Origin of the sequence: Floridaenema fluviatile BLCC-F154 (assembly GCF_041929135.1) — a bacterium.
Lineage (GTDB): Bacteria > Cyanobacteriota > Cyanobacteriia > Cyanobacteriales > Aerosakkonemataceae > Floridanema > Floridanema fluviatile.
The window spans coordinates 1-12,183 of record NZ_JBHFNS010000077.1 but is presented as its reverse complement, the minus strand read 5'-3'; the positions used below and the strand labels follow the sequence as shown (position 1 = coordinate 12,183).

At 37.1% G+C, this 12,183-nt stretch carries 12 protein-coding genes; 5 read left to right on the top strand and 7 right to left on the bottom strand.

The window, feature by feature from the left end; all coding sequences use genetic code 11:
• Window positions 1-3: 3 nt before the first annotated feature.
• From ACE1B6_RS20405 to ACE1B6_RS20380, 6 genes are all read right to left on the bottom strand, one after another.
• Window positions 4-201, bottom strand: a complete 198-nt coding sequence (locus tag ACE1B6_RS20405; RefSeq protein ID WP_413259102.1) for a hypothetical protein — start codon at window positions 199-201, stop codon at window positions 4-6.
• On the bottom strand, window positions 188-2,173 hold the full coding sequence (locus ACE1B6_RS20400; RefSeq protein WP_413259101.1) for an adenylate/guanylate cyclase domain-containing protein: 1,986 nt from the start codon (window positions 2,171-2,173) through the stop codon (window positions 188-190). Before ACE1B6_RS20400 ends, ACE1B6_RS20405 begins: the two co-directional genes overlap by 14 nt.
• Window positions 2,174-2,273: 100 nt before the next feature.
• A complete protein-coding gene (locus ACE1B6_RS20395; RefSeq protein ID WP_413259100.1) occupies window positions 2,274-2,807 on the bottom strand; it encodes a Rab family GTPase in 534 nt (177 codons plus the stop codon).
• A 2-nt stretch (window positions 2,808-2,809) separates the two neighbouring features.
• Window positions 2,810-5,440, bottom strand: coding sequence for an OmpA family protein (locus ACE1B6_RS20390; protein ID WP_413259099.1), 2,631 nt, complete (start codon window positions 5,438-5,440; stop codon window positions 2,810-2,812).
• 93 nt (window positions 5,441-5,533) lie between these two features.
• Complete coding sequence (locus ACE1B6_RS20385) at window positions 5,534-6,151, bottom strand: hypothetical protein (RefSeq protein WP_413259098.1); 618 nt, start codon at window positions 6,149-6,151, stop codon at window positions 5,534-5,536.
• Window positions 6,152-6,297: 146 nt separating this feature from the next.
• Window positions 6,298-6,420, bottom strand: a complete 123-nt coding sequence (locus ACE1B6_RS20380) for a hypothetical protein (RefSeq protein ID WP_413259097.1) — start codon at window positions 6,418-6,420, stop codon at window positions 6,298-6,300.
• A gap of 109 nt (window positions 6,421-6,529) precedes the next feature.
• Between ACE1B6_RS20380 and ACE1B6_RS20375 the strand changes: the two genes are divergently transcribed.
• From ACE1B6_RS20375 to ACE1B6_RS20355, 5 genes are all read left to right on the top strand, one after another.
• A complete protein-coding gene (locus ACE1B6_RS20375) occupies window positions 6,530-6,892 on the top strand; it encodes a VOC family protein (protein ID WP_413259096.1) in 363 nt (120 codons plus the stop codon).
• A gap of 84 nt (window positions 6,893-6,976) precedes the next feature.
• Complete coding sequence (locus tag ACE1B6_RS20370) at window positions 6,977-8,275, top strand: recombinase family protein (protein WP_413259095.1); 1,299 nt, start codon at window positions 6,977-6,979, stop codon at window positions 8,273-8,275.
• A gap of 151 nt (window positions 8,276-8,426) precedes the next feature.
• Window positions 8,427-8,984: a peroxiredoxin gene (locus ACE1B6_RS20365; RefSeq protein WP_413259239.1), complete on the top strand. Its 558-nt coding sequence runs from the start codon at window positions 8,427-8,429 to the stop codon at window positions 8,982-8,984.
• An 86-nt stretch (window positions 8,985-9,070) separates the two neighbouring features.
• Window positions 9,071-9,775, top strand: a complete 705-nt coding sequence (locus ACE1B6_RS20360; protein ID WP_413259094.1) for a response regulator — start codon at window positions 9,071-9,073, stop codon at window positions 9,773-9,775.
• Between the two features lie 14 nt (window positions 9,776-9,789).
• Entirely contained in the window at window positions 9,790-10,884 is a 1,095-nt protein-coding gene (locus ACE1B6_RS20355) for a sensor histidine kinase (RefSeq protein ID WP_413259093.1), read from the top strand.
• Between the two features lie 214 nt (window positions 10,885-11,098).
• On the opposite strand, the gene ACE1B6_RS20350 is transcribed toward ACE1B6_RS20355, so the two are convergent.
• On the bottom strand, window positions 11,099-11,938 hold the full coding sequence (locus tag ACE1B6_RS20350; RefSeq protein WP_413259092.1) for a GGDEF domain-containing protein: 840 nt from the start codon (window positions 11,936-11,938) through the stop codon (window positions 11,099-11,101).
• Window positions 11,939-12,183: the final 245 nt, after the last annotated feature.

Below are 12,183 nucleotides of genomic sequence, written 5' to 3'. Positions count from 1 at the left end.
GGGTTAGTCATCAGGGAACTGCCAACAAAGAATGTGTTCCACTTCGTTACTTCCACAACTACATATTTCATAAGTAGATGCTACCCATTCTTTGTCACAGTGGCGACAATGACAAAGAATATTATGTAGGTTGGCAATAGTAATTTTCATTTGCCATTCTTGAAGTTCATCTGAGGTTAGTTGGGGATTAGTTTCCGACATTTTCAATTCTCCCAGTTAAGAAGTAGGTAAGCATTTCTCCTTTGCCTTTGACTTCGATAAATCCGCGTTGTTCAAATAAGTAGCGATCGCGCAAATATTGATAAGTTGCTTCTGTAACTTGAATTTTCCCTGGCAAACCTTGAGATTCCATGCGACTAGCAGTATTAACTGTATCACCCCACAAATCATAAATAAATTTTTTTGTGCCAATTACACCAGCAACTACATCTCCGCTACTAATGCCAATTCGCATACTTAAAAGTTCGTGGTTTTTTTCATTGTATTGAGTAATTGTCGTTTGCATATCCAGTGCCATTTCAGCGATCGCGATCGCGTGATCTTTTCGTGCTTTGGGCAATCCTGCTACTACCATATAAGCGTCGCCAATAGTTTTAATTTTTTCCAAATTATGCTTTTCGGCTAGTCGATCGAACCCAGAAAAAATTTCGTTTAACATTTCTACTAATTGAGTTGGTGAGATGCGGGAAGAAAGCTGTGTAAACCCAACGATATCTGCAAACATTACGGTAACTTCATTAAAATAATCAGCAATAGTGCTAGGTTGACTTTTCAATTTTTGGGCAATTTTTTGCGGTAAAATGTTCAGCAATAAGCGTTCGGTTTGTTCCTGTTCATAACGCAACGCCAATTCTGCTTTTTCCCGCTGCATAAATTGTCCAATTTGATTGCCAATAGTTAGCATTGTTTGTAAGAAATGTTCGTCGTATCCTTGGTGCTGACAGCTAAAGAAAGACATGACTCCTAAAATTTCATTTTCATGCTGAATCGGAAATACAAATGCGGTGGATATTCCAGCTTTGAGTGCAATTTGCGATCGCTTTACGCTAGCATCATTAGCTAAATCATTACTCCATACAGGAGTACCTGCTTCCCAAACTTTCCCCGGTAAACCTTCACCTAAATTAAAAATCGTTTGCTTAGTTACTTCCACAAATTCGGTGACTTCGATCTGTGGTTTAAACCATATTTCTAAGCATTGTAATTGGAGATTTTCCTGATTTATTCTCCGTATCCAAAATTCACCTATATCCCAATTTAAAGTTTCACATACTGCCAGAATAATTTTTGGTAGTGCTTCCTTAAGAGTATCTGAATTTGAAAGTACACGACTGATAAAATACTGGGCAAACAACCGCTTTTCTATTCGCTTTCTCTCTCGCTCAATTATTTGTTTTTCGGTGACATCTCTACCAATATATAAGTAATCTTGAATGCCTGGAATTTCTGTAGGAATAATAGCGCAGGAGAAGGAAACGCTAATTTGTTTTCCTGTTTTTGTGTGACAAGTTAATTCTATGTCTGGTAAGGATTCCCCAATAGATAACACCTCCTCGTAAAATATCTTTAATTGGTTTTCACAATTACTAATAATCAGTGATATATGTTGGTTAATTAAATCAGCTTCACTATATTCAAATAATTTTTCCGCTGCTTTATTTATAGTTCTAATCTTTCCAGCTTGGTTAGTAACTAACAAAGCATCTGCCATTGAACTGATAATTTTATCGATGTATTGGTTAGAGGCAGATAGCCTACTCAACAACAGTTCTAATTCGTTATTTCTTTGAATTAAAGTTTGCTCTAGGAGCATTTTTTCTGTGACATCTTCTAAGATTACGAGTAATTGATTATTTGTAATTTCGTCGTCTTTAATAACATAAAGATTCATGTATAAAGTAGAATTAGATGCAGTAAAACGCGCAATACCTTTATAATCAAAATACTGGCGATCGCCTTGCAAAACTTCCCTGAGAATACCCTCTACTCCCACTAATTCGGGGAAAACTTCACTAACATCTTTATGTAATATTACTTCTGGCGAAAGTTCGGTAAAGTTTTCTACTCCCGCTGATATTTCAACCACTTTAAAATTTTTGTCGATTACTAAGTAATCGATCGATGTCAAAATTAGTTTTTGGTTAAAGATTTGCTCAATTTTTGATTGTTTCATAGTTGCTTATTAGGTAGATGGGAAATTTCTCAATAGTCGCACCATCATAAAGCTACCGCAGATATTTCTCATTTTAGTTATCGGTTAAAGAAAATATAATTTATTCGGGGAAAACTATTTTGTGAGCTAGTTGTTCAAAAATCAGATCGACTTCTTTACCTGTTTTTGCGGAAGTGGCATAAGTAGATAAAACTTGCACCTGCTCCTTAAAGTCATAGGTAGTAAGTATTTTATCCATTTTTTCATCATCAAATAAGTCAGATTTATTAAAAGCAATAATAATAAATCCTTTGGAATTAATTGAGAGAAACAGGTTTAAATGTTCCTTTAAATGATCGATTGTTTCTTGACGGGTAACATCTGCAACTATAATTGCACCGCTAGCTCCTTGTAAATAAGAGGGTGCGATCGCTTTAAACTTAGTATGTCCTTCCAAATCCCAAATCATCAATTGTAAATTTTGAGCTTTCTCCTCTGATTTGGCGGCTAATTCAATGGTTTTTCGGGAAATTTTTACTCCCACAGTAGACAAATATTGATCGCTAAATTGACGTTCTACGAAACGCCGAATCAGGCTGGTTTTTCCTACCCCAAAATCACCCACCAAACAAATTTTTTTCGAGATTGTAGACATAATTACTTATTATTTTTCTGCGACACCACAGGTTGAAATTCAACGCATCTAGCTAACCACAATGGTTTTTGAGAATCTACACCTAAAGGAGGTGTAGGTGCTGCCAGAGCTTGCAATCTTTTTGAATCGATTCCTTGAGTAATTAAAGCATTTCTAACTGTTTCTGCTCGCGATTGTGCTAACTTAAGATTGGTTTCCAAAGAACCAACGCGATCGCTATAACCCATAATTCGCAAAGACAAGCCAGGATAACTATTTAAAAGTGTTTTGATCTGCAAAATTTTCTCTCGATCTGTTGCTTTCAACTCTGCCGATCCTGAGTCAAAATAAATCCTAGCGGCGATCGCTTCCGGTTGCACTTGCACTGTATTAGTAACAGTTTTTACCCCCGGAATTTGCTTGAATGCTTGAGTAATTTTTTCCGCATCTTCAACTTGTGATACCCTTCCCTTAACAGTCAATTTACCATTTGAGTACAGGGAATAAACAGTAATTCCATTAATTTTATTCAATGTAGATGTTACCCGTTTTACTTCAGAAGCTATTTCCGCAGGACTAGGCGGTATTTCCACTGCAATAATTTTATTTTCTAACAACCGATCGGGGGCAATTTTTTTCACTATTTCTTCAGCTTTGCTGCGAAGATACTGATTTGGTAATTTTCCAGAAAGCTGCAATTTACCATTATTCGCACGCGCTTCTAAACGATAAACAGCTAATTCGGGAACCGATGCTAAAGCTTGCATTGTCTCTTTTTCTAGGCGGCTTTCTAGACTATAACGATATTGAAAGAATCCCCAAGGTAAAATAATTACACCTAACAGTAAGGAAGCCAAAATTAACAGTCCGGGAGGTCGAAAACTGTGAGGTTTTGCATCTGAGCCGTCAATCTTAATTAATTTGGCTAAAAATTCGTGAACTTTTCGAGGAATAGTATCAGGATCTCCCGCAAAATTTTCTATTTCATTACCAGCAACATGGACAATCTTGTAGAGGGTTCTTTGGATTCTCCGAATGTACCACTGGGGAGTTTTTCCTTGGGTTACTACGGCTAAATAACAATATCCTGCTACTTCTAAAATAATTTTAGAATTGCCATAATCGATCGCATCAATTTCGGAAACTTCTCCCGATCGAGCAATGCAATCATTCACAAAACTACGAATAGCTGTGAGCATCCCTGCTACCATATCTGATTCTAGTTTTTCTTTGTCTTCCGGTTGAGTTTCTGCAATTAACAAACCTGAGCTTTTTTGAATTAAAAATACGGCGCGAATGCTGAAAGGAATCGCTTCTTTTAAAATTAATTCTGCTTCCGAAACCCCCTGCATTCTAGCGCGAATTTTGCGATTTATTCCTTCTAAACTTAAAGTATTTTCAATTTTTTCATTGATCGATCGAATCGCATCCGCCATATATTTGCTAATAGTACTCCCAATCACCGGGTAGAGAGCATCTACCATTGCATCTCGTTCGATCGCTATTTGTTCTTTAATTGCTTTTCCCATTTCTGATGCTAATGCTTTGGAAATCGCATTTTCATCTAATTTATTTTGTTCTTTAATTGCTGCTGCTAATTCCGGCGCGATCGCTTGAGCAATTTCCTGGGGATGGCTGCGAATTTGCTGAGAAATTGCTGGCGGAAGTAGCGGCGCGATCGCCTGAATTAAAGCCTCTTTATCCTCTTCTCTTTTATTCTTAATTACCCGGTCAATAATTGGCGTAAGAGCCTCAATCATCGCTTCCGGTTCTAGCTTAATTTGCTTCTTAATCGCTTGAGCAATTATCGGCGCAATTGCTGTTGCTAATTCCTCTGGATCTTGACGTGCTTCCAGAAAAATTGCCGGAGAAATAGCTGAGGAAATAGCACTAGCTATACTATTTTCATCTTCCTGAGTTTTGGCTTTAATTAAATCATGAACTATGGGAGTTATAGTATTAATTATTGATTCTTTTGATTGTTGTGAATCATTAATTTTACGACTCAATAATTCAGAAATAATTGGTAAAAGTAAATTGATTAACTGTTGCGGCTCATAAATTTGCTGTTCAATATTAGCAAGTTTTTGTTCAAGGTTTTTAATTAAATTATCTAGATCGCCTAATTCTGGTTCTAATAAAAGAACTTGTAAACGTTTATAAGCATCATATAATTCTTCGACATTATCATCATAATATTCCAGTAATGATGCTGAAGGTTTAGCTGCTTCTAACTTATCGATCGCTACTGGAAGAGAAATTATTTGTTGAGTTTGTTCTTCAATTGCTGCTAGAAGAGCAGTTGATAAATCTTCCTGCTTTTCTACATCTAATTTATCTACTTCTATCTTTTCTTCGCTGCGATTCTCTACATCTAATTTATCTATTTCTATCTTCTCTTCTCTGTGATTCTCTACATTTGATTTATCTATTTCTATCTTCTCTTCGCTAATTTCTGATGGTAAGGTTGTTGTATTGCTATGCTCAGTAGTTAACTCATTATCATATTTATCTGAGCGCATAATGTTTAAATCAACCAACAAGTTGACTAGCTTTTCTACGTCAGTTTCTGTTTCTTGATTGAGGTGATTAGGCTCAGGAACAAAATATTCCAGCTGATTCATTCCAGCTGGATTTTCTTGAAATAAGCTCATAAGCGACAACCCCTGATTCTAGTTTTTAACTACGTCAGCGAAGTAGAGAGTTGAAAACTTAACTAATTAAGCTTTCAACTCGTTAGTTCTAGATTATTCCCATTTTTTGGTCTCTTCTATAATTGGTACAGCCGTATAAACATCATCATCAATGGTTACAGCTTGTTTTAATTGGGGAACAAATTCATTGCCTTTGAGTCTCATTCCCATTTCAAACAAAATTTCTGCTACATCATCTTTAGCAACTTTAGTATCTCTCATTGATGACAAACGCCGTTCTAGTTCTTCAAAAACTTGAACTCTTAATGTTCTGACATCTTCTTGTAGTTTAGTTCTACTTTCTGTTAGTTCTTTTCGCAGTGAATTAGTTTGGTTGTCAATATTTTGATCCAGTGCTTCTACAGAATTAGTGAACTTTTTATTCACTCGATCGACTTGTTGTCGTAAATCGCTAATCTCCTCTTGGTAACTTAAGCTAATAGATCTGAGCTTTTTCTCTAAAGAATCAAAGGCTGAACGTAGTTCTGTAGATACTACTGTCTTTACCTGATCTATGCGATCGCGCATTTCCTGCTGTAAAAGAGAAATATCAGATTCTATTTTCTCAAAGCGATTATCATACTCTCGCAATTGAGGCCCAAAAATAATATCGCGGATCTGGTCAATGTTTCCCAGCCTTTCCCGCATTTCCTCCTTGCTAATTTCTGACATACTTACACCTTTCTAAAAACGTTAATAATTAGCATCCAGTAGAATTTTATCAGTTCAGGCGTTATTTTGATCGTTTAGCACTGATTCCAGAACAAATTCATCTCATCCGCATATTGTATCTAATTATCTTTATCTCAAGTTCTATTTTAACCTGCCTCTAATTTTCTTAATATATTTTTAATAATTTCCCGTTCGATCGCCACACCAACAGCTGTTCCTGCACTTGTTAGTAATACCTGCTTATTTTGAATCCCTGTATTCTTCAACACCTTTTTTTATCCATACCGAGCTTGCCTAAATGATGGTAAATTAGTATTGTTCCTTATTTTGTATTGAGTAATAATTTATTTTTGGCTACTTAGTATCACTCTGTAAACTATGCAGATTATCCAAAGCCTTCACGCAGCTATTCTTGTTTCCAACTTAGAACGATCGGAAGATTTCTATGGCAAAATCTTGGGATTGTCGAAAATAGAGCGATCGCTAAAATTCCCAGGTGCATGGTATGAAATTGGTAACTTCCAAATTCACCTAATTGTTGCCGATCGAATCATACCCGATACAGTCAACTCCCAAAAGTGGGGACGCAATCGCCATTTAGCTTTTTCCGTCAGCGATTTAGATGCGGCAAAACAGCAATTAAACTCCCACAATTGTCCTTTTCAAGTAAGTGCTTCCGGTCGCTCAGCCTTGTTTACCAAAGATCCTGATGGTAACATTATTGAATTGAGTCAACTTTAATTAAATCAAACTCTATAAAAATTACTTTTCCCAAATTTTCACCAAGCAAACTTCTCATTTAATCCAGTAGTAACTGATAAGCTAATGGTCAAAAAGATTGCTTATATTTACAGCGATCCATTGTGGGAAATTACACCCGAAACATCTATTTTCGCCCCGGAGATAGAGCGAGTTTACCAAGACTTGGGAGGACGGCAACAACTACAACAACTGTTAACAGAAAGCCAAACTGAACCGCCAGAAAATCTCCTAATTCGCAGTTTAGCAGAATTAGGAGATTCTGTACAAGAAGTATGCAATCGCCTTACAGAAATCGAATCCCTTGGCATTAAATTAATCGTCGGAGAACCAACTTCTGAAATTCCCCAAACTAGCCAAATTGACCTACTCAAATTATTACAAGAAATTCAAAATACCCAACGTAGTCGCCGCTTAAAACAAGGGCACGCCCGTAATCGTTTAAAAGCCTTACCTCCCCCAGGAAAAGCTCCTTATGGTTATCGTCGAGGCAAAGACAAATATATCATAGATAAAAGTGCAGCCCCCGTAGTTCGTTACTTCTTTGAACAATTTTTATTATTTGGATCTTTGCGAGGTGCAGTTCGTTATTTAGCCAAGAAATATGGCAAAAAAATCTCAGTCTCTACCGGAAAACGTTGGTTAATTAATCCCGTTTATCGCGGAGATTTAGCTTATCAAAATAAGCAAATTATTTCTGATACTCATGCGGCGATTATTTCTAGAGAAGAAGCCGCACAGATCGATCGCCTTTTACGCCGCAATCAACGAATCTCTCCCCGCAGCGCCAGCGCCCCCCGTTCCTTAGCTGGATTAGTAGTTTGTAGCGAATGTCGATCGCCAATGAAAACCGCCAAAGTTACCACACCCAGAAAAGACAAAGAATATCTTTATTTACGCCCAATTAACTGTCCTAAATCGCCTAAATGTCGAGCTATTTCCTACCAAGAAATACTCGATAAAGCTATTGAAATTATTTGCCAAGATTTGCCCAAAGCAGTTGCTCAAATGCAATTACCAGACATGGAAGAACTGAAAAAAAATTTGGCAAATGCGATCGACCAAAAACAACAAATTCTCAATCAATTACCTAACTTAATTCAATCAGGAATTTTAGACCAAGAAACCTGCCAAATTCGCGCCTACAAACTCCGCACCGAAATTGCTCAACTACAATCAAAACTAGCAGAATTACCCCCCGTAAATTTGCGCGAAACCGCCCAAGCAGTCTCTATTCCTCAATTTTGGCAAGACTTATCTGAATCAGAAAGACGATTTTATTTCCGCGAATTTATCCGCGAAATTCAACTATGGCGACAAGATAAAGACTGGCAATTACAAATTAAATTTATCTTTTTTATTTAACGGCAGCAAACTTATATTTCGTAGGGTGCATCAAAAGAAGTTAGCGATCGACAGAATCAGGATTTTAGCCTCTAAACCACCCTACAATATGTCAGCAAATTTAAATGAGAACATTGTAAAATTATGTAAAGTTGCATCCTTTGTTTTACCCATGAAACTCCTGCGTCACCTTTTTGGCATCTTACTGATTGTTTCTTTAGCCTTACTTCCTTGGTTTAACTTTATTCCAGGTGCAGATGCTTTAGGAGGGAAACTTCCCGCCTTAGATCAACCCGCACCAACATTTACACTACCCACAAACACAGGTGATGGCGAAGTATCACTTAGCGATTATCGTGGTAAATGGGTAGTACTTTATTTTTACCCCAAAGACTTTACCTCTGGTTGTACTTTAGAAGCTCGGAGATTTCAACAAGACTTGCCAAAATATCAACAAATAAATACCCAAATCATTGGTGTTAGTGCCGATTCTGTAAATACCCATGCTGAATTTTGTGATTCAGAAGGATTAAAATTTCCCTTACTTGCTGATACCAATGGCAAAGTTAGTAAAGGTTATGGTTCTTGGTTAGGGGCACTATCCATGAGACACACCTTTATTATTGACCCTGACGGAGTAATTCGGGAAATTTTCACCGGAGTCAATCCGTCAATTCATAGTCAAGAAGTTTTAGCACGTCTGAGCGAATTGCAGGAAATTTCCTCTTAAAATCTTCTTTTGGGAAAAGTAGGGTGGGCAAGATCCACCTTACTTGTTATTATGTTTGCTAAAAGGTTTTTTAGGTAAATTTGTCAATGGAAATTCTGATTGTCGAAGATGAGCCAGAAATTGCTAAATTAATTCAATTAACTTTGGAAAAAGAAGGGTTTTCTTGTCAGCAAAGTCGTGATGGATTAAGTGCATTACAAACTTTTCAACAGCAGCAACCAGATTTAATTATTTTAGACTTAATGCTTCCCGGTTTAGATGGTTTAGAAGTTTGCGCTCGGATTCGTCAAAAACCAGGACCAAAAGACCCTTATATTTTAATGTTAACTGCTAAAGGAGAAGAAATCGATCGCGTAATCGGCTTATCCACAGGCGCAGATGATTACTTAGTAAAACCATTTAGCCCCAGAGAATTAGTTGCTAGAGTTCGGGCATTATTGCGGCGCAGTTTACGACAAGGAGGTAACAGTTTAATCTATAAAACACCTCATTTTACCGTTGATGTAGACCAACGTACTGCCCAAAGACAACTTCATCCCGATCGACTAGAAACTTTAGACTTAACCACGTTAGAATTTAACTTGTTAAGCACTTTTATTAGTCAACCAAATCGCGCCTGGAACCGTACCCAACTGATAGATAAACTTTGGGGAGATGACTTTTTTGGAGATGAACGAGTGGTAGATACTCACGTCGCCAGACTGCGAAAAAAAATTGAACCAGACCCAGCAAATCCCACCTTTATTAAAACTGTAATTGGCATTGGTTACAAATTTGAAGACCCTGGTTAGATGTAATTAATTTTATGAGTAAAGTTGGTTTGCGATCGCGTTTATTCCTCTCCCATCTCCTAGTAATGATGGTAGGAGTAATCAGCTTAGTAATTATTGGCAAAATCTCCTCGCCCAGAATATTTATCCTGCATTTACAACAACTAGAAGGCGATGGCTACGAATTACGTTACGCCCGAACCCAACTAATTCAAGGATTTGAAATTGCTTGGAGTCGCAGCACCTTTTGGTCAGTTTTAGCTGGCGCTACTGCTGCTGGCGCATTAAGTTATTGGGTATCTCGGCGCATAGTTCAACCATTAAATCAAATGGAAGAAGTTACCCAAAAATTCGCCAGAGGACGCTTAAATGAACGAGTACCTTCCTTAGAAATTCCTGAACTTAATCAACTAGGAACTAGCTTTAATCAAATGGCTTCCAGCCTCGAAGGTGTAGAAGTTCGCCGTCGAGAATTAGTCAGCGATTTAACACATGAATTACGCACTCCATTAACAGTAGTTCGCGGTTATTTAGAAGAACTCGCAGACGGTACAATTGAACCATCACCAGAAATTTATCAGCAATTAGCAAGAGAAACCAAGCGACTAGAAAGATTAGTCAATGATTTACAGGAACTTTCCAAAGCTGAAGCCGGATACTTACCAATTAATTTAAAACCTGTGAATTTGCGCCCTTTACTTGAGTTATTAGTGCAAAAATTTGCTGACCAATTATTAGAAGATGGCCCAATTTTACGCTTACAATGTCCGGCACAATTACCATTAGTTTTAGCAGATATCGATCGCGTCGAACAAATTTTAGTTAACCTCTTAGGAAACGCCGTTCGCTACACCACTCAAGGAACAATTACCTTGAGAGTTTGGACAGAACCGAGTAAATTTTGGATTGCCGTAATTGACACCGGACAAGGAATTTCCCCAGAAGATTTACCTCATGTATTTGAGCGTTTTTGGCGTGCCGATCGCTCCAGATCCAGATATTCTGGAGGAACTGGAATCGGATTAGCCATCTCGCGCCGTTTAGTAGAACTACAACGCGGTCGAATTGAAGTCGAAAGCCAAGTTGGTCAAGGTAGCATATTTCGCTTCTTTTTACCTTTAGCGTCATAGCTTTGACACAAAAAAATCATCCTTTTGTCACATCCACTTGATAATTTAAAAATGCAAAAGCTGATAATACATTGCTTATTTATATCGCCACTATGCTAGTAACAATTTTAGCAATAGTTTCCATCGCTCTCATCAGTTTATTTGGGATGTTAGCCATTGCTTTCCTATTTCCTAACCCTTAAAATTTATGCCTAAATTTTGATAAATAAATATTTTACATTTCCGTAATATGTTCAATAAGATTTTTACCTTTATTCTTAATGCAATACATCAAATAATCAGATTTTTCGATCATTTCATCCACAGTTTCGGGACAATTAATATAAGTTATAGCGCCGATACTAAAAGTTACAGGCCAAAGATTTTTATCCATAGTTTCTAAAAGAATATCGCGGACTCTATTAATCACGATTTGAGCAGGCTCATAAGCTAATCCCGGCAATAAAATAATAAATTCATCCCCACCAATCCTAGCTACAATATCCGTTTCTCGCACCGTAGCCTTGATAGTTTGCGCTACTGTTTGCAAAATATGATCGCCAACTTTATAGCCTCCATAATCATTAATATTCTTAAAATTATCTAAATCGATATAAGTCACAGTAAAAGGATGACCATAGCGCCGCGACTTCTTTAACTCCATACCAGCTAACTCAATAAATAGTTTTCTGTTAGCTACACCAGTAATATCATCAGTTCTGGCTAATTTACTTTCCCTTTTCCGGGCATTACGTAACTCAGCGAGCAAATAGGTTACTGTCAAATAAAATGCTAGTCTAATGAAAGCATTCCAATAAGGAACATAATTTGCTAATGGAATTTCACCTTTTATCTGATAAATACCGAACCAAAGTGTAGCGCAAATAACAGATATTACTATGCCAGCTTTCTCACCAACGAACCAACTAACTAACGCTACCGGAATCAGAAAAAATATTGACGAAATATCAGGTGAGAGTAGGTAGTCAATAACTCCGATTAAAATTACCAGTACAATACCTAATCCTATTAGAAAAGATTTAGAGCTATTTTCTAGATATCTGAATATGTACACCACAAATTTCCTAAAATTGTTATTAGTTGAGAATGACTTCCTCCTTAATCATACAAAAGGGATAGGCAAAACACCTATCCCAGGAAACAAATTTACGTTAACTTTAAGCTGTTACGCATTTAAATCACTTATTAACGAGTAGGGTGCGTCAGACGGTAAAGCCTATGTAGAAAAGAAAATATCTAAATCTGACGCACCCTACAATATGACTTTTAAATGCGTAACAGCTTACTGTTGTTGCTGTG

Bases quoted from the DNA above. Each gene is read 5' to 3' on its own strand.
- ACE1B6_RS20405 (WP_413259102.1), bottom strand. From the start codon at position 201: ATGTCGGAAACTAATCCCCAACTAACCTCAGATGAACTTCAAGAATGG.
- ACE1B6_RS20400 (WP_413259101.1), bottom strand. From the start codon at position 2,173: ATGAAACAATCAAAAATTGAGCAAATCTTTAACCAAAAACTAATTTTG.
- ACE1B6_RS20360 (WP_413259094.1), top strand. From the start codon at position 9,071: ATGGAAATTCTGATTGTCGAAGATGAGCCAGAAATTGCTAAATTAATT.
- ACE1B6_RS20355 (WP_413259093.1), top strand. From the start codon at position 9,790: ATGAGTAAAGTTGGTTTGCGATCGCGTTTATTCCTCTCCCATCTCCTA.
- ACE1B6_RS20395 (WP_413259100.1), bottom strand. From the start codon at position 2,807: ATGTCTACAATCTCGAAAAAAATTTGTTTGGTGGGTGATTTTGGGGTA.
- ACE1B6_RS20385 (WP_413259098.1), bottom strand. From the start codon at position 6,151: ATGTCAGAAATTAGCAAGGAGGAAATGCGGGAAAGGCTGGGAAACATT.
- ACE1B6_RS20390 (WP_413259099.1), bottom strand. From the start codon at position 5,440: ATGAGCTTATTTCAAGAAAATCCAGCTGGAATGAATCAGCTGGAATAT.
- ACE1B6_RS20370 (WP_413259095.1), top strand. From the start codon at position 6,977: ATGGTCAAAAAGATTGCTTATATTTACAGCGATCCATTGTGGGAAATT.
- ACE1B6_RS20365 (WP_413259239.1), top strand. From the start codon at position 8,427: ATGAAACTCCTGCGTCACCTTTTTGGCATCTTACTGATTGTTTCTTTA.
- ACE1B6_RS20375 (WP_413259096.1), top strand. From the start codon at position 6,530: ATGCAGATTATCCAAAGCCTTCACGCAGCTATTCTTGTTTCCAACTTA.